General features: G+C 57.2%; 14 protein-coding genes and 2 pseudogenes. 13 read left to right on the top strand and 3 right to left on the bottom strand.

All coding sequences use genetic code 11. From position 1 onward, the window contains the following. Window positions 1-204 precede the first annotated feature (204 nt). The 5 genes from panB to EC915_RS18610 all read left to right on the top strand — a co-directional run bounded on the left by panB (window position 205) and on the right by EC915_RS18610 (window position 6,126). Window positions 205-1,005 (top strand): 3-methyl-2-oxobutanoate hydroxymethyltransferase, encoded by an 801-nt coding sequence (gene panB / locus EC915_RS18630; RefSeq protein ID WP_133751988.1) that lies wholly within the window; start codon window positions 205-207, stop codon window positions 1,003-1,005. Next, window positions 1,002-1,856, top strand: a complete 855-nt coding sequence (gene panC / locus EC915_RS18625) for a pantoate--beta-alanine ligase (protein ID WP_133751987.1) — start codon at window positions 1,002-1,004, stop codon at window positions 1,854-1,856. The genes panB and panC overlap by 4 nt, the downstream gene beginning before the upstream one ends. A gap of 311 nt (window positions 1,857-2,167) precedes the next feature. Beyond that, window positions 2,168-3,832 (top strand): glucose-6-phosphate isomerase, encoded by a 1,665-nt coding sequence (gene pgi / locus EC915_RS18620; protein WP_133751986.1) that lies wholly within the window; start codon window positions 2,168-2,170, stop codon window positions 3,830-3,832. A gap of 176 nt (window positions 3,833-4,008) precedes the next feature. Beyond that, entirely contained in the window at window positions 4,009-4,878 is an 870-nt protein-coding gene (locus EC915_RS18615) for an oxygenase MpaB family protein (RefSeq protein ID WP_133751985.1), read from the top strand. 69 nt (window positions 4,879-4,947) lie between these two features. Further along, complete coding sequence (locus EC915_RS18610; RefSeq protein WP_133751984.1) at window positions 4,948-6,126, top strand: acetyl-CoA C-acetyltransferase; 1,179 nt, start codon at window positions 4,948-4,950, stop codon at window positions 6,124-6,126. Window positions 6,127-6,256: 130 nt separating this feature from the next. On the opposite strand, the gene mgtA is transcribed toward EC915_RS18610, so the two are convergent. After that, window positions 6,257-8,992 (bottom strand): magnesium-translocating P-type ATPase, encoded by a 2,736-nt coding sequence (gene mgtA, locus EC915_RS18605; protein ID WP_133752021.1) that lies wholly within the window; start codon window positions 8,990-8,992, stop codon window positions 6,257-6,259. 710 nt (window positions 8,993-9,702) lie between these two features. Here mgtA and EC915_RS18600 point away from each other — a divergent pair. The 3 genes from EC915_RS18600 to EC915_RS18590 all read left to right on the top strand — a co-directional run bounded on the left by EC915_RS18600 (window position 9,703) and on the right by EC915_RS18590 (window position 14,116). Continuing rightward, window positions 9,703-10,719 carry a class I SAM-dependent rRNA methyltransferase gene (locus EC915_RS18600; protein ID WP_133751983.1) on the top strand — a complete coding sequence of 339 codons (1,017 nt, stop codon included), beginning with the start codon at window positions 9,703-9,705 and terminating at the stop codon, window positions 10,717-10,719. A gap of 112 nt (window positions 10,720-10,831) precedes the next feature. Then, window positions 10,832-13,798 (top strand): DUF748 domain-containing protein, encoded by a 2,967-nt coding sequence (locus EC915_RS18595; protein WP_133751982.1) that lies wholly within the window; start codon window positions 10,832-10,834, stop codon window positions 13,796-13,798. A gap of 36 nt (window positions 13,799-13,834) precedes the next feature. After that, window positions 13,835-14,116 carry a DUF2845 domain-containing protein gene (locus EC915_RS18590; protein ID WP_133751981.1) on the top strand — a complete coding sequence of 94 codons (282 nt, stop codon included), beginning with the start codon at window positions 13,835-13,837 and terminating at the stop codon, window positions 14,114-14,116. A 51-nt stretch (window positions 14,117-14,167) separates the two neighbouring features. Here the strand turns inward: EC915_RS18590 and EC915_RS18585 are convergent. Next, window positions 14,168-14,453, bottom strand: a pseudogene (locus EC915_RS18585) (HlyD family type I secretion periplasmic adaptor subunit); the annotation flags it as partial. A 30-nt stretch (window positions 14,454-14,483) separates the two neighbouring features. After that, a pseudogene (locus tag EC915_RS18580) lies at window positions 14,484-14,822 on the bottom strand (type I secretion system permease/ATPase); the annotation flags it as partial. A 729-nt stretch (window positions 14,823-15,551) separates the two neighbouring features. Here EC915_RS18580 and EC915_RS18575 point away from each other — a divergent pair. The 5 genes from EC915_RS18575 (at window position 15,552) to EC915_RS18555 (ending at window position 24,447) form a co-directional block, all read left to right on the top strand. Beyond that, a complete protein-coding gene (locus tag EC915_RS18575; protein ID WP_256658782.1) occupies window positions 15,552-16,532 on the top strand; it encodes a glycosyltransferase family 2 protein in 981 nt (326 codons plus the stop codon). A gap of 582 nt (window positions 16,533-17,114) precedes the next feature. After that, window positions 17,115-17,660 carry a dTDP-4-dehydrorhamnose 3,5-epimerase gene (rfbC, locus tag EC915_RS18570; protein ID WP_133751980.1) on the top strand — a complete coding sequence of 182 codons (546 nt, stop codon included), beginning with the start codon at window positions 17,115-17,117 and terminating at the stop codon, window positions 17,658-17,660. After that, window positions 17,660-18,487: an ABC transporter permease gene (locus EC915_RS18565; protein WP_133751979.1), complete on the top strand. Its 828-nt coding sequence runs from the start codon at window positions 17,660-17,662 to the stop codon at window positions 18,485-18,487. Before rfbC ends, EC915_RS18565 begins: the two co-directional genes overlap by 1 nt. Continuing rightward, the gene (locus EC915_RS18560; RefSeq protein WP_133751978.1) at window positions 18,477-19,826 is read left to right on the top strand and encodes an ABC transporter ATP-binding protein; all 1,350 of its coding nucleotides are present in this window, start codon (window positions 18,477-18,479) and stop codon (window positions 19,824-19,826) included. The genes EC915_RS18565 and EC915_RS18560 overlap by 11 nt, the downstream gene beginning before the upstream one ends. A gap of 7 nt (window positions 19,827-19,833) precedes the next feature. After that, window positions 19,834-24,447, top strand: coding sequence for a glycosyltransferase (locus tag EC915_RS18555; protein WP_133751977.1), 4,614 nt, complete (start codon window positions 19,834-19,836; stop codon window positions 24,445-24,447). The last annotated feature ends 15 nt before the right edge of the window (window positions 24,448-24,462 follow it).

Raw genomic sequence — 24,462 nt, 5'->3', positions numbered from 1 at the left:
ACATCCCGTTCAAACCGGTAGCACACGCAATTGACTTCCCGTCCCCTCCTCACGAAGATAAGCGTCCCGAAGCCGGACCACCGGCTTGCTAGGCGCCAGACAGGCCTTTTCAAACATCGCGAAACGACGATGTGCCTGGATTTGCAGAATGAATCACGCGTTGCTCGCCGTAGTATTCACAGCGCCTGAATGAGGATTTTTTTCATGCCGGATATCACCGTTACGTCCCTGCTGGGTCTGAAGCAGAAAGGTGAAAAGATCGCCATGCTGACCTGCTATGACGCAACCTTCGCCCACACCGCCAGCCAGGCGGGTGTGGAGGTGCTGCTGGTCGGCGACTCGCTGGGCATGGTCCTTCAGGGCCACGACAGCACGCTCCCTGTGACCACTGCCGAGATGGCGTACCATGTTGCCAGCGTCAAGCGCGGTAACAACGGGGCTCTGATTCTCGCCGACCTGCCGTTCATGGCCTACGCCACCGCCGAGCAAACCTTCGCCAACAGCGCGACGTTGATGCAGGCTGGCGCGCACATGATCAAGGTAGAGGGGGCGGCGTGGTTGGGCGAGTCCATTCGTTTGCTGGCCGAGCGCGGTATTCCGGTATGCGCGCACATGGGCCTGACCCCGCAGGCAGTTAACGTGTTGGGTGGCTATAAAGTGCAAGGTCGCCAGGAATCCCAGGCACGGCAGATGCGCGCCGATGCCATCACCCTGGAGCAGGCCGGTGCAGCGATGATTCTGCTGGAATGCGTACCCAGCGAGTTGGCGCAGGAAATCACTCACGCGGTAAAGATTCCGGTCATCGGCATTGGCGCGGGCAGCGCCACCGATGGTCAGGTGCTGGTGCTGCACGACATGCTCGGCCTGTCCATCACTGGCCGTGTTCCCAAATTCGTGAAGAACTTCATGGCAGGCCAGCCTGACATTCAGTCAGCCATTAGCGCCTATGTCGGTGCCGTCAAAGCTGTCAGCTTCCCCGCTCCCGAACACGGATTCTCTGCATGAACACAGTCAAAACCGTACGCGAACTGCGCGCTGCCATGGCCCGCGCGCGCAGCGAAGGCAAACGTATTGCGCTGGTCCCGACCATGGGTAACCTGCACAGCGGCCACATCGCTCTGGTCACCAAGGCAGCTCAACGCGCCGACTTCGTAGTGGCGAGTATTTTCGTCAATCCGCTGCAGTTCGGTCCCAGCGAAGATCTGGCCAGCTACCCGCGCACGCTGGCGGCCGATCAGGAAAAGCTGCTGCAAGCCGGTTGTCACCTGCTGTTCACGCCCACCGTTGAAGAAATGTACCCCCACGGCATGGCCGATCAGACCATCGTTCGTGTGCCTGTGGTTTCCGAGGGCCTGTGTGGCGGAAGCCGGCCGGGGCATTTCGATGGCGTGTCCACCGTCGTCAGCAAGCTGTTCAACATGGTTCAGCCTGACATCGCCGTCTTCGGCCAGAAAGACTTTCAGCAACTGGCGGTGGTCAGCGCGCTGGTGCGCGATCTGAACATGCCCATTCAGATCATCGGCGAACCCACGGCGCGAGCCGCTGACGGTCTGGCGCTGTCGTCGCGTAACGGCTATCTGACCGATGCTGAACGTGCCACCGCCCCCACGCTGTATCGTGTGATCCAACAGATCGGCGATGCGCTGGATAGCGGTGAGCCTAACCATGAACAGCTGCTGGCCGAGGGCAGGAAACAACTCGAAGCCGCTGGCTTGCGCCCCGACTATCTGGAAATCCGCCAGGCCGTAACCTTGCGCCCAGCCGCAGTGGGAGATCAGGATCTGGTAGTGCTCGGCGCGGTATTCCTGGGCAAGACGCGCCTGATCGATAATTTGCACCTGCCCCGGGAGCAATGACCGGCACAGCATGGAAGGCATTGTGCGATTGGCAGCTATGCTCACCATTCGATACCGGGTTTATGAAACTTTGCGCCATGGATGCCCTATCTGGCGCCGGGCAGTGAACTTTAGCCGCGGCCACAATGCCATATCGGTACAGGTCGCCTGAGTGGGCGACACCATCTTGTTAGAAAAAGTACCAAGCAAAGGGAAAACCAGGCGCAGACATCCGTGTTGTCGGGGATTAGTCTCTGTCTCCTTAAGAATTCAGTCCGGTCCTGGCTTTTCAGTGTCCAAAAGGCAGTCCAAGTACAAGGAAACCTGCAGCGATGGCGTACTACCGCACTCCTCATGACGTCACTACCCTGCCCGCCTGGCAGGCGCTCGAAGCACATCGCAAAGCGATGCAGAATTTCAGCATGCGCGATGCATTCAACGAAGATCCCCAGCGTTTCAATGAATTCACCCTCAGCAGTGCCGGCCTGTTTCTCGACTATTCGAAAAACCTGATCACCACCGAGACGCGCGAGCTGTTGGTCAATCTGGCCAATGAAGTGGGCCTGAAAGACGCGATCAAGGCGCAGTACGACGGCGAACTGGTCAATGCGTCCGAAGGCCGCCCGGCATTGCATACCGCGCTGCGCCGTCCGGTGGGCGACAAGCTGCAGGTCAACGGCATCAACGTAATGCCTGAAGTGCACAAGGTGCTGAACCAGATGACCGATCTGGTGGGCCGGATTCACGATGGTCTGTGGCGTGGCTATACCGAAAAACCGATTACCGACGTGGTCAACATCGGTATCGGTGGCTCATTCCTCGGCCCTGAGCTGGTGTCCGAAGCGTTGCTGTCCTACGCGCAGAAAGGCGTACGCTGCCATTATCTGGCGAACATCGACGGCACAGAGCTGCATGAGCTGACCAGCAAACTGCGCGCCGAAACCACGCTGTTCATCGTCTCGTCGAAGACCTTCAGCACGCTGGAAACGCTGAAGAACGCGACCGCTGCTCGGGCCTGGTATCTGGCCCAGGGCGGCTCCGAAGCCGAACTGCATCGTCACTTCATCGCCGTCTCGAGCAATAACGCTGCTGCGGTGGCTTTCGGTATTCGCGAAGAAAACATCTTCCCGATGTGGGACTGGGTCGGCGGTCGCTACTCTTTGTGGTCGGCCATCGGCTTGCCTATCGCTCTGGCCATCGGCATGTCGAATTTCAAGGAGTTGCTGTCCGGGGCCTACACCATGGACCAGCATTTCCAGAACGCATCGTTCGAGGAAAACATGCCGGTGCTGATGGGCCTGCTGGGTGTGTGGTACGGCAACTTCTGGGGTGCGCAGAGCCATGCGATTCTGCCGTACGACCACTACCTGCGTAACATCACCAAGCACCTGCAGCAGCTGGACATGGAATCCAACGGTAAAAGCGTGCGCCAGGACGGCGTGCCGGTAACCGTAGATACCGGACCTGTCATCTGGGGCGGTGTCGGCGCCAACGGTCAACATGCTTATCACCAGTTGCTGCACCAAGGCACGCTGCTGATTCCAGCCGACTTCATCGTACCCATCGTCAGCTTCAATCCGGTCTCCGACCACCATCAGTGGCTGTACGCCAACTGCCTGTCGCAAAGCCAGGCACTGATGCAGGGCAAGACCCGCGCCGAGGCCGAGGCCGAGCTGCGCGCCAAGGGCGTGCCGGAAGAAGAAGTGCAGCGTGTCGCGCCGCACAAGGTTATTCCGGGTAACCGTCCGAGCAACACCATTGTCGTCGAGCGCATCAGCCCTCGCCGCCTGGGTGCTCTGGTTGCGATGTACGAGCACAAGGTCTTCGTACAGAGCGTGGTCTGGGGCACCAATGCCTTCGACCAATGGGGCGTCGAACTGGGCAAGGAACTGGGCAAGGGTGTCTACAGCCGCCTGGTCGGTACTGAAGAGACCGCCGCCGAAGATGCATCGACTCAAGGCCTGATCAACTACTTCCGTGGTCGTCACCGCGGCTGATCCTGCCCTTTCACTGCAGCACCTAAAACCCGCCGGCTCGCAAGAGCGGACGGGTTTTGTGTTTCTGAGCCCTGTAGCAGTGCAGCTCACCGGCGGTGGCGTTATTGCAATCGCACTGCGGGTCGGCCGTTCTGATAAAGATGGTGCTTACCCACAGCCTGGCGTACCTGGAGCCTATGGAATTCATCCGCACTCGCATCGAAACTCAGGTCATGAGCATGACCGGTCTGGCCCTCGGGCAACTGGACATGGAAAACCCCAAAGGCGATCCCGGACTGTTCGGACCGCAGGCGGTGTGCTGGCAGGTGCATGGCGACTTTCCCAGCATGCTCATCGGCGGAATCTGCGCGTTAATGCTGCAAATGCTGCATTCACGGGTACTGGCGGGGGTGTGGGATCATTCGAATTTTCGCGAAGACATGCTCGGTCGACTGCGACGCACGGGGCAATTCATCTCCGGCACAACGTTCGGCTCGACCCACGACGCCAACTGGCTGATCGACAAGGTGCTGCATATTCATTCGAAGGTCAGCGGCATTGCGCCCGACGGCAGCGCCTATGCCGCCGATGATCCGCAGCTACTGACCTGGGTGCATGTAGCCGAAGTGAGCAGTTTCATGGCTGCGCACCTGCGCTACCTCAATCCTGACCTATCGCGTGCAGAGCAGGACCGTTATTACGCCGAAACCGCTGTCGTGGCTGCGCGTCTGGGCGCTCGCGACATCCCCTGCTCGACGGGTGAGATCGCCGATTACCTGCAGCACATGCGTGCGCAGTTGCTGTGCGATGAGCGTACGCGGGAAGTGCATCGCATCCTGCACAATGCCCCGGCGCCGAGTCGGCTGGCCAAACCGATGGGCAACCTGATGATGCAGGCCGGAGTAGAGCTAATGCCGGAGTGGGCCAGCGCAATGTTCGATATTCAGATGACCGATTTCAAGCGCAAAATGATTCGCGTCGCGGTGAACCGCACGGCGCCGATTCTGCGCTGGGCGGTGCGCAATGCGTCGGTGCATCGCGCCCGACGCAGAATGGGGATGGTTTGAGATCCACCTCTGCCCGGCAGAGTCAACGTCAGAATGCAGCCATCTGCTAACAATAATGAGGATTCGTACATGCAAGACGTCGTAATCGTTGCCGCTACCCGCACCGCAGTGGGCAGCTTCCAGGGTTCGCTGGCGAATATTCCTGCTGTCGATCTTGGCGCTGCCGTCATCCGCCAACTGTTGGCCCAGACCAGTCTGGACCCGGCCCTGATAGATGAAGTGATCATGGGTCAGGTGCTCACTGCCGGCGCCGGGCAGAACCCTGCGCGGCAGGCGGCAATCAAGGCCGGGCTGCCGTTTGCCGTACCCGCCATGACGTTGAACAAGGTCTGCGGTTCGGGCCTCAAGGCGCTGCATCTGGGCGCTCAGGCGATTCGTTGCGGTGACGCCGAGGTGATCGTCGCAGGAGGCCAGGAAAACATGAGCCTGGCCAATTACGTGTTGCCGGGCGCACGCACCGGCTTGCGCATGGGTCACGCAACCATGATTGACACCCTGATCAGCGACGGCCTGTGGGACGCGTTCAACGATTACCACATGGGCATCACCGCCGAGAACCTTGCGCAAAAGTACGAAATCAGTCGTGAGGCGCAGGATGCCTTTGCCGCATCCTCCCAGCAGAAAGCCGTAGCAGCCATTGAGGCTGGACGCTTCGTCGACCAAATCACCACGATCCTGATCCCTCAGCGCAAGGGCGAACCGATCCCGTTTGCCACCGACGAACAGCCACGTGCCGGAACCACTTCCGAATCCCTGGACAGGCTTAAACCAGCGTTCAAGAAAGACGGCAGCGTCACTGCGGGCAATGCTTCTTCGTTGAACGACGGCGCGGCTGCGGTGATTCTGATGAGCGCAAGGAAAGCCGAGGAATTGGGCTTGCCGGTCCTGGCGCGGATTGCGGCTTACAGCAACGCGGGTGTCGACCCGGCCATCATGGGCATTGGACCTGTCAGCGCAACACGTCGCTGCCTGGACAAGGCGGGTTGGTCGCTGGACGAACTGGACCTGATCGAAGCCAACGAAGCCTTCGCCGCTCAGTCGCTGTCAGTGGCAAAGGAGCTGGGTTGGGATATGGCGAAAGTTAACGTCAACGGCGGCGCCATCGCACTAGGCCACCCGATCGGTGCCTCGGGCTGCCGCGTGCTGGTGACCCTGCTGCATGAAATGATCAAGCGCGATGCCAAGAAAGGCCTGGCGACCCTGTGCATTGGCGGCGGGCAAGGTGTGGCGCTGGCGCTGGCGCGGTAATCCCTTACGCCGCGGATGGCTATGTGGGAGATTCATTCGCCAAAGGTGTTCCTGACCTAGGCCCAACAAGCCCTTGGCGAATAAATTTCCACTCAGCGATGTGCCGTCTTTCACAAGGTTGGCGGGTGGATCACTGCCAGCCAAACCTGCGCACATAAAACCCTTTCACTGCCTGAGTCAGCGCGACATAGGCCAGTAGAATCAGCGGCAGGATGACGAAGTACAACGGTGGCAGCGCCTGCAATTTGAAGTAGTGCGCCAGCGGCCCCATCGGCAGGAAGATACCCACTGCCATGATCATCCCGGTCATCACCATTAACGGCAGGGCCGCGCGGCTTTGCAGGAAGGGGATTTTCGGCGTACGGATCATGTGCACGATGAGCGTTTGGGTCAGCAGCCCCACGACAAACCAGCCGGACTGAAACAGGGTCTGATGTTCCGGCGTATTGGCGCCGAATACGTACCACATGACCGCAAAGGTGGTGATGTCGAAGATCGAGCTGATCGGCCCGAAAAACAGCATGAACCGCCCGACATCCGCAGGCTGCCAGCGCTGTGGTTTTTTCAGTAGCTCCTGGTCGACGTTATCGAACGGAATGGCGATCTGCGAGATGTCGTACAGCAGGTTCTGCACCAGCAGATGCATTGGGAGCATCGGCAGGAACGGAATAAACGCACTGGCCACCAGCACCGAGAACACGTTGCCGAAGTTGGAGCTGGCAGTCATCTTGATGTACTTGAGCATGTTGGCAAATGTCCGGCGCCCTTCCAGTACGCCCTCCTCCAGCACCATCAGGCTCTTTTCCAGCAGGATGATATCGGCTGCCTCCTTGGCAATGTCCACTGCGCTGTCCACGGAAATCCCGATGTCGGCAGTGCGCAGTGCAGGCGCGTCATTGATGCCATCGCCCATGAAGCCGACCACATGCCCGTTCGCCTTGAGCTGCCGTACGATGCGCTCCTTGTGCGAGGGCGTGAGCTTGGCGAACACGTTGGTGGTCTCAACTGCCACCGCCAGTTCAGCATCGCTCATGCGCTCGATATCGCCGCCCAGCAGCAAGCCTTGGCGCTCAAGTCCGACTTCACGGCAGATCTTTGCCGTTACCCGCTCGTTGTCACCGGTCAGCACCTTCACTGCTACGCCGTGTTCGGCCAGCGCTTTCAAAGCCGGCGCCGTGCTCTCCTTGGGCGGATCGAGGAAGGCCACGTAACCGATCAGCGTCAGATCGCTCTCGTCAGTCAGGCCATAGGTGTCACGCCCGGCTTGCATCGAGCGCGCAGCCACCGCCACCACGCGCAGGCCTTCTTCGTTGAACCCTGCGGTGACCTGAAGAATCCGTTCGAGCAGCTCGGGCGTCAGTGCTTCTTCGGCCTCGCCGTGACGCACGCGCTGGCACACGCTCAGCACTTCTTCCAGCGCGCCCTTGCACACCAGCAGATGCGGTTGACCCTGCTCCTGCACCACCACCGACATGCGCCGACGGTTGAAATCGAACGGCACTTCGTCGACCTTGCTGAACGCCGTACCGACCTGCAGTTCTCGATGAACCTCCACGTGTTCCAGCACGGCCACATCAAGCAGGTTTTTCAGGCCGGTCTGGTAGTAGCTGTTCAGGTAGGCCATTTCCAGCACGTCATCGGACTCGTCACCCCAGATATCCACATGGCGGGCCAGAAAGATTTTGTCCTGGGTCAGGGTCCCGGTCTTGTCGGTGCACAGCACATCCATGGCACCGAAGTTCTGGATCGCATCCAGGCGCTTGACGATAACTTTCTTGCGCGACAGAAACACCGCACCCTTGGCCAGGGTCGAGGTGACGATCATCGGCAGCATTTCCGGGGTCAGGCCCACGGCGATGGACAGCGCGAATAGCAGCGCCTGCGTCCAGTCGCCCTTGGTGAACCCGTTGATGAACAGCACCAGCGGTGCCATGACGAACATGAAGCGGATGAGCAGCCAGCTGACCTTGTTGACCCCGGCCTGGAATGACGTCGGCGCACGATCGGTAGCGCTGACCCGTTGCGCCAGCGCGCCGAAATAGGTGTGGTTACCGGTGGCGAGGATCACCCCGGTGGCGGCACCGGAAACAACGTTGGTGCCCATGAACAGGATGTTCTCCAGATCCAGCGGGTTGCCGGTATCGGCCTCCTGACGGCGGGCAAATTTCTCCACCGGCATCGACTCTCCGGTCATTGCCGCCTGGCTGACGAACAGATCCTTGGCACTCAATACGCGGCAGTCGGCAGGGATCATGTCACCGGCAGACAACACGATCAGGTCACCCGGCACCAGTTGCCGGATGGGCAGTTCGAGACGCTGTTGCTTGCCGCCTTGAGCCACATCCCGCGGCGCGTCCGCACGGCGCAGCACGGTCGCGGTATTGCTGACCATCGCCTTGAGCGCATCGGCCGCCTGATTGGATCGGGTTTCCTGCCCGAAACGCAGCAGAGTCGAGAGCACCACCATGGAGAAGATCACGGTGGCAGCCTTCATGTCCTCGGTCAGCCACGAGATGAGCGCCAGCAAGGTCAGCAGCAGGTTGAACGGGTTTCTGTAGCAGTGCCACAGATGCTCCCACCAAGGCAGCGGCTGCTCGTGCTCGACCTCATTGAGGCCATGTTGCTGACGCAGCGCCAAGGCTTCGGCCTCGCTCAGGCCATCGTGGTGACTGCCCAGACGCGCGAGCAATTCGGGCACCTCACTTGCGGCGCCACGGGTGAGGGTTTGCGCCAGTGTCGGCGGTACTTCGCGGCTGACGGTGGCATCGGTCAGGCTGTCGAGCATCGCCAGCCGACGGAAGTGCCGACCGAAGTGACGGGTCCGCAGAAAGCCTGCGAAGAACTCTTTAAGGAGGGCGAGCTTCATGGTGGTGAGCTTCATGGCTTTGTCCCCTGGACTGAAGGCTGAAGTTGCAAAGCGCTGCAAAAGTCCCAGGCAGGTACGACCGACCGTACGCGAAGCTCCGCAGAAGCGACACGCATAGCCCGGCCCGCAGCGCTAAAGGCTGCGCGGGTGTGACATCAGGAAAGGGACAGGGGCGATGGCTCTGGCTATTCGGCCTGCCAGCGATGGTCTCAAGGACGGCACCGCAGGCAAATCATGCTGCTGCAGGAACGATCGGCACCGCCGTTTCTCGCGCTTATCGGCGAGACAACGGCAGCGAAAAGACTGCGCGTTACCTTGCCGAGAATTGGCCGGTCATTGAAACCGGCTGACGTCTGTCACTCGAACAAGTACCCACTGTGGGTCTCCGCATTGGTTGAAAACGGGTGAAGAATACGTCCGGTTTTCATGAGAGTAAACCGCCATCATCAAGGCTGCCGAGACTTTTGCGCGGGGCTTCAGGGACGGTTCAGGAAAGCCATTTTTTGCAGTGTGATGTCGACCCACCGTGGGAGCGAACTCATTCGCGAGACATCTGCATGGGCGACATAGTGCTTGGCGTGTGGCGGCCTAGCGAATGAATTCGCTCCCGCAGACCTGCATCGGCCTGTGAGCCATGTGGCAGGCCGAAGACCGCAACACTGCTTACTGTTAAACTCGCACGCCTTTATTCCTGCCCCAAGGCGCCGAGCATGTCTTCCTTGAATCAGGCGCTCAGCGTCGCCCTCGACAATCGCCACTCCCTGCTTGCTGAGCTGCATGCCCAAGGCACGGACTGCTATCGCCTGTTTCACGGCAGTCAGGAAGGTGCCAGCGGTTTGACTGTTGATCGTTACGGCCCGCAATTGCTGGTGCAGAGTTTTCATAACAGCCTTGATCGCGACTCGCTGCTGACCCTGCAGGCGGCCATCCAGAAACACCTTGGCCTTGAACTGATGCTGGTCTACAACGACCGCTCCCACGGTAACTCCCGGGTTGATCGCAGCGACCCTGTCTATAAAGCCGACGACGCGGCGCTGGAAGATCTGGTCGGCCATGAGTGGGGCCTGAACTATCGGGTTCGGGGTCGTCACGCCGGACAGGACCCGTTGCTGTTTCTGGACCTGCGTACGGCCAGAGGCTGGGTCAAGGACCACGCCAAAGGCAAACGTGTGCTCAACCTGTTCGCCTACACCTGCGGCGTCGGCCTGAGCGCAGCAGCAGGCGGTGCGCGGGAGGTGTGCAACCTGGATTTTGCCGAAGGCAACCTCCTCGTTGGCCGCGAGAACGGCAAGCTGAACCCTCAGTTACCAGAGATGCAGTTCATTCAGTCCGACTACTTCCCGGCCATTCGCCAACTGGCGGGGCTGCCTGTTGCCTCACGTCGCAGCCAGAAGCTGCCGAGCTACGTGCGTCTTGAACAGCGCCAGTTTGATCTGGTTCTGCTCGACCCACCGGCGTGGGCCAAGAGCGCATTCGGCACCGTTGACCTGTTGCGCGACTATCAAAGCCTGCTTAAACCTGCGCTGCTGACCACAGCCGAAGACGGGGTACTGATCTGCTGCAACAATCTGGCTAAGGTCAGCATGGAAGATTGGCGTGATCAGGTATTGCGCTGCGCCAGCAAAATCAGTCGCCCGGTTCGCGACTGGCAGGTGCTCACGCCCGGCGCCGACTTTCCGTCAATGGACCAGCAACCGCCGCTCAAGACCTTGATCTTGCAGCTTTGATTGCGCGTTGAACCTGAGGGGTTTTCCTACAGGTATTGAGGCAACCGCCTTCGGAACCAGATTGACGTGCCATACTCAAAGGCACCTCACATCGAGAGAGTTGGCGACCTACATGCCCAAAGGATTGAAACGCGTCATCGGCGCGCTGCTGGCCATCTTCGCCATTTACAGCCTGTTGGGATTTTTCATCCTGCCCGGCATCGCGTTGCGTGTGATCAATCAGCAACTGGCCGATTACGCCACTGTCCCGGCAAAGCTGGACCGTCTGGAGCTTAATCCCTATACCCTGGAAGTGACGCTGTGGGGCCTGAACATCGGTGTTCCGGGCAAGGAGCAGATCGGTTTCGAGCGGCTTTATGCCAACCTGCAGATCGACAGCCTGTGGACCAGGGCTTTGCATCTTGAATCGGTGGAGCTGGACAAACCCAAGACCCAGCTGCTGTTTTCCAAAGACGGCAAGCTCAATCTGGCCGGGCTGTTCAAGCTGCCGGCCAGCGAACCGGCCAAAGCTGACGAGCCGCCGGGCAAACCCTTCCCGCTGCGTATCGGTGAAATCAAACTGGCCGATGGCTATGTGCACTTTCAGGATCTACGCCCCAGCGAGCCCATCGAGTTTCTCTACGACACGTTGAATTTCGAGCTGAAAAACCTCAGCACGCTCTCCGAAGACAACGCCGACATGACCTTGGTCGCGGCAGGCCCGGAAGGCGGAAAGATCGACTGGGTTGGCCGCATCAGTCTGATTCCGATCACTTCCGAAGGCACCCTGAAAGTCACCGACGGCAAGATGAAAGTCTGGTGGCCCTATGTGCGTGACGCCTTGCCGCTGGCGCTGAAAGACGGCGTACTGAATTTCGATACTCATTACAAGCTCAGTCTGGCGAAGGAAACCGAGCTGCTGCTGGACAAAACCAACCTCAGAATCGCGCCCTTTGCCATCGACACGCCGGATGGCCGACCGCTGGTTCGCCTGAAGAGTCTCGACGTCAGCGACACCTCCATCGACCTTGCCAAACAGCGGGTGACCGTCGGCAAGATCCGCAGCCAGGGCCTGGAAACCTGGGCCGCGCGTGAGGCGGATGGTCAACTGGACTGGCAGAAACTGTTCACCAGTCAGCCCTCAAGAGCCGAACAGAAAAAAGTCGAAGCCTATAAACAGCAACCCGCCACGGCATTGACTTCGCAAACCACTGCAAGCCAAGAGCCTGCCGCGCCGGGCAAGCCGTGGCAGGTTCTGCTGCACGATACCCAGCTGCGCGATTACCGGGTGCACCTCACCGACAAGGTTCCCAAAGCGCCTGTCGCGCTGGACGTCGGCCCACTCAATCTGGACATGACCGACTTCGACAGCCTCAATAAATCGCCTTTCCATCTCAAGCTCGACACCGGCCTGGGTAAGCAGGGCAAGCTGACGGCCGAGGGAGAGGTGAATCTCGCACCAGTACGCGCCAGACTCAATGTCACCACCCGCGACATCGACCTGCGCGTGGCTCAGTCGTATGTCACCCCGTTCATTCGGCTTGAAGTACGCAGCGGCATGCTCAATACCGATCTGGCCGTTGACCTGAAAAGTACCGAGCCATTGGCGCTGGGCATCACTGGTAAAGCTCAGGTCGATCAACTGCACACCCTCGACACCCTGAAATCCCGGGACTTCGTGAAGTGGCAGCGGTTGAATGTCGAAGGCTTGAACTTCCAGCTCGGCGACAGCCTGAGCATCGCCACCCTCAACATCGAACAACCCTACGCACGCTTCGTCATCGCCGACGACCGCACCACCAACATTGACGACTTGCTGGTTCCGCAACCAGCAGACGGTGCCCCTGCGACGTCGAAAACCGCCTCCAGCCCGAAAGCCGCCTCCACCGACAAACCGATGGGCATTCGTATCGGTGAGGTGAATATCAATAATGGCTCGGCCAATTTCGCCGACTTCAGCCTCACCCCGAACTTCGCGACCGCCGTGCAGCAGCTCAACGGCAAAATTGGCACCCTGGACAATCGCCAGGACAAACCGGCGCCGGTGAGCATTCAGGGTAAGGTCGATCGGTATGCGCCTGTGACCATCAAGGGTGCCCTCAACCCGTTCAACCCGCTGGCTAGCCTGGACATCACTACCAGCTTCCGCCGCGTCGAGCTGACCACGCTGACGCCCTACTCCGGCAAATTCGCCGGTTATCGCATTCGCAAGGGCCGCTTGAACCTGGACCTGCACTACCTGATCACCAAAGGCCAGCTCAAGGCAGAAAACAAAGTGGTGGTCGAGCAGCTGCAACTGGGCGAGAAGGTCGACAGCCCGGACGCGGTGAACCTGCCGCTGAAACTGGCGGTTGCCCTGCTCAAGGACGTCGACGGCAAGATCTCAATCGAACTGCCAGTAACCGGCGATCTGAACAACCCGCAGTTCAGCGTCATGCCGATTGTCTGGCAGACGTTGCGCAATCTGGTGGTCAAAGCCGCCGCCGCGCCGTTCAAGTTCATTGGTGGGCTGGTGAGCGGCGGCGGCTCGCAAGACCTGGGTACCGTAGCCTTTGCGCCGGGCTCGGACGAATTGAGCGGCGAAGCGCAGGCGTCGCTGAACAAGCTGGCCGCCGCCCTGAAAGAACGCCCTGCCCTGCGCCTGGAAATCGAAGGCACCAGCGCCGAGGCCAGCGACGGCCCGCTGCTTGCCCAGCAACGGCTGGAGCGTGAATACCAAAGCACGTACTACAAGATTCTGCAGCGCCGCGGCGACAAGGTCCCGGCTCAGGCGGGGGATCTGAAAGTGCCTGAGGACGAAAAACCACCGATGCTTGAAGGCATCTACCGCACTCGACTGAAGCAGCAACCGCCGGGCGAATGGGTCAGCCTGGGCAAGGAAGAGCGTCAGAACAAGCTGCGCGATGCTGTGCTCAAATCCTGGAGTTCCAGCGCGCTGTTGCTGCGCCAGTTGGGGCAGGCACGGGCCGGGAGCATCAAGGACTATCTGGTGGACAAGGGACAACTGGCGGACGAGCGGGTCTATTTTGTCGATGCGTCGCTGGGCAAACCGGAAAAAGACGGTCGCGTCATCAGCCCCCTGCATCTGGATAGCGAGTAACGAATTTTGAAGAATGTAATAACCAGGACCGTGGCGATGATCGGTCTGGCAGCGCTGGCCGGCTTTGCACACGCAGACTCGCTGCGTTGCGGCAGCCAGCTGATCAGCGTCGGTGATCGGATGTTCGAGGTGCAGCAGAAATGCGGCCAGCCGGTCAGTCAGGACATTGTTGGCTACAAGGAAACGGTCAACCACTTCCGTCAGGTCGATCAGGTACAGGTGCAGGAATGGGTCTATGGCCCGAACAGCGGGATGTATCAATATCTGCGATTCGAGGGCGGTCGACTGGTGCAGATTGACAGTAAACGGGGACGTTAATCCCGCGCCCTTGACTGCCGATCAGCAATCCATGGAAATGACCCTGCCCCATCAACGCTCGTGCAGTGCCTCGGCCCGCGCTTTCAGGACCGGCTTTAGCAGATAACTGAGAATGTTCTTCTCGCCGGTGATGATGTGCACCGAGGCCACCATGCCCGGGATGATCAGCAATGGGGGCTCATCGGCACCCAGGTGACTGCGTTCGGTGCGCAGTTTGATCACGTAGAAGGTGCTCTTCTTTTCTTCGTCCTGGAATGGTGTTGGCGCCGATCTGTTCCAGCTTGCCTTTCAGACCGCCATAAATGGTGTAGTCGTAGGCCGTGAACTTGATCATCGCCGGGTCGTCAATTTTATTGGTGAGCGTCAACGCGTCCATACCGCCGCTGTTCAGCGCTTTCCGGAAACTTGCGCGGTACACGTCGCGACTCAGCAATACATCCAGACGATTGCTGATGCGCACCATGATGCGCGACCGCACCCACTCCAGCGAACCCAACGTCAGCATCAGAATGGTGAGAATGAGGGTGAGCATGATCAGCGTGGACGTGCTGCTTCTGGGCACCACCCATCCCGAGACTTGAATCATGTAAAAGGTCGGAACCAGCATCAACGTGTTGACGAAAAGACTGAAGAACCCGACCGAGAGGAAACTCCCGCGACAAGCCTTGAGCGCCACTTGCATGTTATTTTCGTGTGAGCGGTTCATAGAATCCATGACTGAGGATAGAAGGCTGCGAAGGCGAGGAAGTGCGGCAACGGCTAAGGCCGGCAGCTTCAGAGCCGTCCACCGACGTAGCGTTCCGCGTTCAGATTCTTTTCCTGCTATCTCGACACTGGACAACTGATGTTATTCGTTGCGGGGCTGTAGACCCGACGAGCTGTCGACCCGTCACTCGCCCCGCTCAGGTACGGCGGATGCCGGTTCGATAGTGAAGCGGTTGGGGATGGCGTACCACTACCGTTGCTCGTTTACATTGAGCCGGGCCATTGGCTCAACAAGCGCCCCACACCATCGCTAGCCAACAGACAAATCCAGAACGCAATGACGAGGTTGGGGCAGCAATGTCGCGGCGAGATAATCAATCATTAGCGCCATCACCATCCTTTCAACATCAGGTTCTGATGAGCAGGCAGGCAATCAATGACATAGCGAGCCCGATGAGTACTGGCTGATCGAAAATCGAGCCCAGAATCAGCACTGGAATGCCCACTAAGACGATTGGGCTACGAAGGTGATTTAAATGCTTCACAACAAAATTCCCGGTTATAGAGGACCAGATTAGCTCACTGCGAGATAACCCGACATCGGTAGCGGTAGCGGTAGCGGTAGCGGACGTCAAGTCTGTGCTGACGATAATCCGAGCTGCAGGTAAGATACCGACCTGTCTTGGCAAATGCCTCATCAACATTCTTAACGGACGAGGTCCAGTCACTGGTGTTGGATCAGATTGAAGAACAAGGTTCGAGCGCCTCCACCACTTCTGGCGGAACGGCTCGACCGACTATTGCCATCCTTATGTGCACATTCAATGGCGGCCGGTTTTTGAGGGAGCAGTTCGACTCCTTCGAAACACAGAGCCTCACCGACTGGGTTTTATACATCTCCGATGATGGCTCGACAGACACGACCTTGCAGATCATCGATGAATATCAAAGCCGTTGGGGTGCCCGGCGCCTCATCTGTTTCGAAGGACCTAGAGCTGGCTTCGCTCAGAATTTTCTCTCTCTGATCCGTCGGAGCGCGGTAAATGCGGATTACTTTGCCTTCAGTGATCAAGACGACGTTTGGCTTGACGACAAGCTCAGCAGGGCCCTTTCCGCCCTTCAATATCTGCCCCTCGAGCGGCCAAACCTCTACTGTTCCAGAACCCGGTTGGTCAATGAGACTGGCAGTGTCATTGGACATTCACCTCTGTTTCACAAGCCTCCCTCCTTTTTTAACGCATTGGTGCAGAGTATAGCCGGGGCCAACACGATGCTTATCAATGACTCTGCTCGCCGGATCTTGAAGCAAGTGCCGCCGAGCATGGGGGTGGTCGCGCACGATTGGCTCACCTATCTTTTGGTAAGCGGGTGTGGCGGACAAGTTATTTACGATCCCCAGCCAAGTCTGGACTACCGCCAGCACGGAAATAACCTGATCGGCTCTCAAACGACGTGGAGGGACCGGGTTCGGCGGCTGGGCGGCTTATGGTCTGGACAACGACAGGCCTGGACTGACGCCAACCTCCATGTCATGGAAAGCATTGATGCGCCGCTAACGGTTGAAGCGCGCACGACTTTGATGCACTTCAAGCGAGGACGCAGCTTGGGCTTGCCGACCCGGCTGTACGAGATAAAGAAATCAGGGGTCTACCGGCAAACCCTTGCAGGCAGCTTGAGCTTGTACCTTGCTGCATGCATGGGAAAGGTGTGACAAGTGTCGGAAATTTCCGAATTGCTATTGGCAGCTGAAATACTCTTGCAGGCGGAACGTTAAAACCTTACCTTCGCCAGCGTTTTGCTTGCACCAATATGCCAAGAATCGCACGGGCGGTCAGCGGCCGGGCCAGAGTCGTGGTGTGATAATCTGCCGCCTGCAAGCCGCGTCATCACACGCTGCTACTTACCCAAACCGCCGATGTACAGAACAAGTGATGCGCTTTGCGGTCTGAGGGCCATGCACAAAACCAGCACAGGATAGAAAGAAGTCATTTGGCAAACCGTGATCACTGGCCAGCGCACTCCGAAGCGCGTTCTGCAGAACACCTGCAATGACCGCTTTGTTGGATGGCATCGGGCTCTAGGGGTGTACGCGATCCGGCACAGCCGCGACTTCTGATGCCCACTCACCGCGTACACCAAACAGCTCCGCCCTCATTGCGCGACGGCTTATCGAACAGGGATGTTCAGCGGCCCGTGCCGCTTGGCGCGCGGGGCGCATTTCAAGACAGTTTTTTATTTTCACCAGCGGAGCCGATAACCCCGGCCCTGGTCGTACATTGGAGATACAGAAGCAATGAGAGCCACCCCCCTCGCCATTCCGGACGTTGTCCTTTTCGAACCCAACGTCTTCGGTGATGAGCGCGGCTTCTTTTACGAAAGCTTCAACCAGATGGTTTTCGAGGAGGCGGTCCGCCGTCCAGTAAGTTTCGTACAGGACAACCACTCCCGATCGGTCAAGGGGGTACTGCGTGGCCTGCATTATCAAATTCAGCAAGCTCAGGGCAAGCTCGTTCGCGTCACTCAGGGGGAGGTGTTTGATGTCGCTGTGGACCTACGCCGCAGCTCCGCCACATTCGGTAAATGGGTAGGCGTGCATTTGAGTGCGACCAACCGTTCTCAACTCTGGATACCTGAGGGCTTCGCCCACGGTTTCGTTGTCCTTTCGGAAAGCGCAGAGTTCCTTTACAAGACCACTGACTATTGGGCGCCCGAATACGAACGCAGCCTTGCCTGGGACGACCCTACCGTGGCGATCCAATGGCCGTACCTTGGTCAGCCAACCTTATCGGCAAAAGACGCCGTCGCTGTGAATTTGCCTGAAGCTGAGGTGTTCCCATAGTGAACCCTCATCTCAGTCCTTCAGCGGGGCCTGTCAGCCTCGCGATCAGCCTCTGGAAAAACAGATCGTTGATCTCGCAGATGACAAAGCGAGAGGTTATCGGGCGTTACCGTGGCTCCGTCATGGGATTGACGTGGTCGTTTTTCAACCCAATCCTGATGCTGGCCGTCTACACGTTCGTGTTTTCGGAGATTTTCAAATCGCGCTGGGTAGGCGTTGATACCGGCAAGGGCGGCTTCGCGATTCTGCTTTTTGTGGGGATGATCGTTCACGGTCTTTTTGCCGAATGCGCCAATCGCGCGCCCTCTCTCGTCATGAGCAACAGCAATTACGTCAAGAAGGTGGTATTTCCGCTGGAGATCCTGCCAGTTATCACTCTCGGCTCCGCGCTGTTCCATAGCTGCATTAGCCTTTTGGTTTTGCTGATCGCTCAACTCCTGATCGTGGGCACGCTGTCTTGGACCGCATTGCTGTTCCCTTTGATACTTGTGCCGTTGATCCTCGCTACGTTGGGGATCAGCTGGCTACTGGCATCCTTAGGCGTTTACTTGAGAGATGTGGGCCATGTGATCACCGTTCTGACAACCGTCCTGCTGTTTCTTTCGCCAGTGCTTTATCCTGTGGCCGCACTCCCTGCCGCGTACCAGCCATGGCTAAAGCTCAACCCGCTGACGTACATCATTGAGGAGAGCCGGAGCGTGCTGCTCTTTGGTAACTTGCCAGACTGGGGCAGCCTAGCCATCGCAATTGCGGTCGGTGCGCTGATCGCAACTGTCGGTTTTTGGTTTTTCCAAAAAACACGCAAAGGATTCGCTGATGTCATCTGATGAATCGGTTATCAGCGTTCGTAACGTTTCCAAATGCTTTTATAGCTATGACAAACCTCACGATCGCTTGAAGCAGGCTATCGTCCCTAGATTCCAACGCTGGGCTGGCGATCAGGTCACTACTTATGGCAGAGAGTTCTGGGCGCTGCGTGACGTTAGTTTTGATGTCAGAAAAGGCGAAACCGTAGGTATCGTTGGCCGCAATGGTTCGGGGAAATCCACGCTGCTGCAAATCATCTGCGGGACTCTAACGCCGACCTTGGGCGAAATCGAGACACGGGGCCGCATCGCTGCACTTCTAGAGCTTGGTTCAGGCTTTAACCCCGAATTTACGGGCCGTGAAAATGTGTATCTGAACGCGGCCGTGCTCGGATTGACGCGTGATGAAGTGAATGAGCGCTTTGATGCCATCGCTGGCTTTGCAGATATCGGGGAATTTCTCGACCACCCTGTTAAAACCTATTCAAGCGGTATGGCGGTTCGGCTGGCGTTCGCTGTTCAGGCACAGGTTGAGCCTGAAATCCTGGTAGTGGACGAGGCGTTATCCGTTGGCGACGCACGCTTTCAGGCTAAATGCTTCGAACGTCTAAGGCAGTTGAAAGAAAACGGCACTAGCATTCTGCTCGTTACTCACTCCAGCGAGCAGGTTGTGACGCACTGCAACCGCGCCATTCTGCTGGAAAAAAGTCGCGTGGAAATGATCGGTGAATCACGTCCTGTTGTTAACCGATATACCGATATTCTCTTCGGCAGAGAAAAACAGGGCGAAACACTAGCCACAGGCTCCGAAGTTACGCTAGCGCCAGCGAATGTCACCGAAATTCCGACAGATGAGCTCTCGCTATCTCACGACGTGGATGTATATAGCACTCGACCTGGCTACAACCAACATGAGTACCGTTGGGGCGACGGTGGTGCAACTCTTACGGACTTCCACCTTAGCGCCGCCGGGAAATCTTACCCCAGCAGCGTCGAGCCAGGCGATGACATCACGCTAACGCTGGCATTCAGCTTTAGTCAGCAGATCATAAATCCCATATTAGGCTTCACGATCAAAACAAAGGAAGGCGTCACGGTTTACGGCACAAACTCCTATCTCCTTGATTGCCAAGAAGCCCGGGAGATGGCTGAGGCCGGCGCTCGCGTCCGTGCACGGTTGCAGTTCAAGAACAGGCTCGCGACCGGCGACTACTTCATTTCTATCGGTCTTGCCTCCAGAGAAGGCGAAGAAATTGTTCCTCATGACCGTCGATACGACTCCATTCACTTTGTCGTTGAGCCAACGCCCCGACTCTTGGGCCTGATCGATCTAGCTCTCACCATGGAAATCACCCGGTAAGCCCACGATGCATACACTAGAACAATATGGTTATACCAAAGACAGCGCTACTGGCGTGTGGGTGCGCTCTGATTTCCAAGGGATTGCCTACAGCGACGGCGATGATGCTGAAACGGAGTTGGCGAAGATCATTAGCGAAGCTGATGACGTTTCGGTCTTATCCGATGAATTACCGCAGTACTGCACTGATTGGGCAAAGCTCTACCACCTAAGCTCCACGCGGGGAAACATTCTCCGGCCATTCGAGCACGTGCTCCAAGGTCGAGTTCTTGAAATCGGCGCAGGCTGCGGAGCCATTAGCCGGTATCTGGGTGAATGTGGAGCCGATCTGCTTTGCCTGGAAGGGAGCCCGCGCAGAGCAGCCATTGCGGCAAGTCGGACACGTGACTTGCCCAATGTAACCGTACTCGCCGAACGCTTTGACGACTTCAAGGTAGAGGAAAAATTCGATGTAGTAACCCTCATCGGTGTCCTCGAGTACGCGAGCATGTTCAGCAGCGCGTCAGATCCGGCGCTCGCTATGTTGATGCGGATCAGGGAGTTGTTGAAGCCTGACGGCCATCTTTTCATCGCCATCGAAAATCAGCTGGGTCTGAAATATTTCGCAGGCGCTCCAGAAGACCATATTGGCGTGACCATGTACGGTATCGAAGGCCGTTATGAACATGGTCAACCAAAGACCTTCGGCAAAAGCGAACTTGAAAGGCTTATCGCGTCAGCAGGCTTCGCGACATCAGAGTTTCTGGCTCCAAGTCCTGACTACAAGCTACCTAATTCGATCATTACCGAGTCGGGCTTCAAGTGCACCGGCTTTGACGCAGCCGCACTAGCTTGGCAGAACGTGAAGAAAGACCCTCAGCTGCCGGAAGCAACCACATTCAACCTTGAAAAGGCTTGGCCTGTAGTCGTCAACAATCGACTGGGCATGGACCTTGCGAATTCGTTCTTGGTTGTCGCTGCCTGCCAGACGAGCGAGCCATTGGCGAAGAACATTCTCGCTTATCACTACAGCACTGGCAGGAGGACCCGTTATTGCAAGGAGTCTCTGTTCGTCAACACACCGCAGGGCATCCAGGTCAAATACAGGAAACTGGGCAAGCCCGAACGCCATCCGGTTGATGAAGAGCCGGGGAATTCCTTCAGGTACGTGCTGCCCAGGATCGATACCTATGTAAGTGGCAAGGTTCTGAGCCTTGAGTTTCTGGATATCGCCGCACGCCGAGACTGGAACATCGAGAGTTTCGTGCCGTTTTTGAATGAATATATCCTCGCGCTCAAAAGCCTGCTCGCAGATGATGGAGCCAGCCAGGACCTAAGCACCGTACATTCCGTGCTTCCTGGGAAATATATAGACGCGGTCCCACAAAACATTGTCATTACAGCGGACGGCACCCCGCAGCTGATTGATGTCGAATGGGAGATGATGGACGGCGTTGAACTTGGCCATCTGTTGATGCGTGCGCTTTTATTGCTTATGGCTGCCGCTAACCCTTTCTACCCGAGCGCAGCATCGTTCAGCAGGCAAGAATTTGTCACCAAGCTATTAGCCAGTGCCGGACTGAACATCAATTCAGAAGACTGTGATCGATACATCGCCATGGAGGCTGTGTTTCAGGAGAAGGTGACGGGAGCCAAGGCCGACCAGTTTCTAAACTGGGCACCCGAAGCCCATATTCACAAAGTGGGTGGAGCGAATGCGGCTCCACCTAAATATTCGAGCTTGTACATCAGCGACGATAATGGTGATTTCTCAGAGCAATCGGCGCTGCACCAGAAAGTAGAGTACGGGCAGCAGCGCGTGAGGTTCTCCCTTCCGGACCAGCTACCAGCATGCAGGATCCTACGTTTCGACCCGGTGAATCAGCGGCAAGGGTTTTCCATTGGTGCCATCACGGTATACTCTCGCTCAGAACCGGTCTGGGAATGGCAAGGTGATATCAACGACCCCCTTGTAGCCGCATTCGCAGTGAAGATCGCCCAGCTGGGGAATGACACGCTTTATCTGGCGCTGAGTGATGACCCTAGTGTGACGCTTCCCCTGACTGGTGAATCGCTCCAAGGCACAGACTCGCTTGAGCTGGAAGTAAGCCTCACTATATTCACGGAAGAGCAACTGGCTCACGAGATCAACGTGCTAAATGAATCTGGGCTCCTTAGCCCACACGCAGACTTGCAAAGCAAACTCGACCTCATCGTCGGCTCGAACAAAGAAATCGCAGATGCCCTGGAGTTTGTAAAAGCCTCAGTGAGCAGCACCGGCACCATAAGCGAGCTGAACCAATCGCTGCTCGAGAAGGAAAGAAAGCTCCGCGAGCTGCATGATGAGCGTCAGCGGATGGTTCAGGAGCACGAATCGCAGATTCAGGTGCTGACCGATCAAAAGCAGTTGGAGCTACAGGCGAAAGACCTGCAAGTGCAAGAGCTCATCGGATCAAAAGCTTTGGACAACGCTAACTCCGAGGAGGAGCGGCTTCAAATCATTGAGGCCCTCAGCGACCAGATTACTCTGAAAGACGAAGCGCTTCAGGCCACCTTGGATAAATGGCAGGAATCGCTTTCAGAAAAAGACGTTCACATCCGAAATCTGGAAGAACAGCTTCGCGTACAGCAGGTCGAGAAAGACACGCATATCCATAATCTCAACCTGCACCTTATAGCCATCCAGTCGTCTGCGAGCTGGAAAGCAATGGGCCCTGCCCGCAAAGCCAAAAGAATCGCTCGTCGTCTAAAGAAAGCGTCCTCTCTTTTGCCTTCTGTCATACGTCGGGGCGGCGGATTGCAAAATACAATCCGCAAGGCTATTGCCGTGTGGCGCCAGCAGGGCACCGCGGGGCTGGTAGCACGTGTCCGCTGGATCGCTGGGACAAGCAATTTTGAGTTCGTGGGCCAGGAAACCCGCGAGGTACTCAACCGTCACGACTATTCGACTTGGGTTAAGTACTACGACACCATGGATGACAGCGCTCGCTGGAGGATCAATGAGGAGATTCGAAAGTGGAAATCCAAACCGCTTATCTCGATCATCATGCCCGTGTATAACCCTCCGCTCTCTATGTTGCGTGAGGCAGTCAATAGCATTAGCTCGCAGTTGTACAAAGACTGGGAACTCTGTATCGCGGACGACGCATCCTCTGACCCTGAGGTCACTGCGTATCTTAAATCATTGCAAAAGCAGGATCGCCGCTTCAAAGTGGTGTTCCGTAAGGAAAATGGTCATATTTCCAACGCCAGCAATTCGGCGCTGGAGTTGGCATCGGGCAGATTCATCGCCCTGATGGACAATGACGATTTGCTTCCCGAAAACGCGCTGTACTGGGTAGCGCGAGCCATTCACGACAATCCTGACGTCGGGCTTATCTACTCCGATGAAGACAAGATCGACAATTCGGGCCAGCGTAGTTCGCCTTACTTCAAATCTGACTGGAATGAATTCCTGTTCCGCTCGCAAAATATGGTTTGCCACTTGGGCGTTTATAAGCTCGATTTGGTCAAGCAAGTAGGCGGGTTCCGCCCAGGTTTCGAGGGCGCACAGGATTACGATCTTGCTTTGCGTTGCGCAGAGCATTTGCAGCGTGACCAGATCGTTCACATACCTCGAGTTCTTTACCACTGGCGGATTCACTCCGGCAGCACAGCCCTCGGAGGCAGTGAAAAGCCATATGCAGCATTGGCCGGCGTTAAGGCACTAGACGAACACTTGCAACGCAAAGGCAACATCGGTATTACGGAACTCCTTCCGATGGGTATGTATCGCGTACGCTACATGCAGCCTACCGTAGCCCCGCTGGTCTCATTGATCATCCCTACCCGCAACGCATATGCGCTCGTCAAGCAGTGCATCGACAGCATCGAACAACTGACGACATACCCTAATTACGAGATCATTCTCATCGATAATGGATCCGATGATCCGGTGTCGCTGGAGTACTTCGCGGAGCTTGATCAGCAGGAAAACATCCGCGTAATGCGTGATGACGGTCCGTTCAATTACTCAGCGCTCAACAATAAGGCTGTACAGCTGGCACGCGGTGAGCTGGTCGGGCTTGTAAATAATGACATTGAAGTCATCACCCCTGAATGGCTTGATGAGATGGTGTCAATCGCTCTTCAACCCAATGTGGGCGCGGTGGGCGCACGTCTTTGGTATCCGGACAACCGTTTGCAACACGGTGGTGTGGTCGTCGGCGTTGGCGGAGTGGCTGGCCACTCTCATAAATATCTGCCAAAGGGTGATTATGGGTACTTCTGCCGGGCCTCGCTCATTCAGGAATTTTCCGCCGTCACTGCAGCCTGCCTGATCATCAAAAAATCAATCTTCGAGCAGGTCAACGGTCTGGATGAAGAAAACCTGAAGATCGCCTTCAATGACGTTGATTTTTGCTTACGGGTGCAGGAGGCGGGCTACATCAACGTCTGGACCCCTTTCGCCGAGTTGTACCATCACGAATCAGCAACCCGAGGTCTGGAAGATACGCCCGAGAAGAAGGAGCGGTTTTCCAAAGAGGTGCTGTACATTCAAGCGCGCTGGCCCAAAATCCAGGAAGACTACACGTACAATCCAAATCTTACACTTGATCACGAAGATTTCGGCTTGGCGTGGCCTCCGAGAGTCAAGATATAAATAAATAAAGATTTC

The sequence above is a fragment of the Pseudomonas sp. LP_7_YM genome (assembly GCF_004364435.1).
In the GTDB taxonomy this organism is placed as follows: Bacteria; Pseudomonadota; Gammaproteobacteria; order Pseudomonadales; family Pseudomonadaceae; genus Aquipseudomonas.
This window is presented reverse-complemented; position numbering and strand designations above follow the sequence as displayed.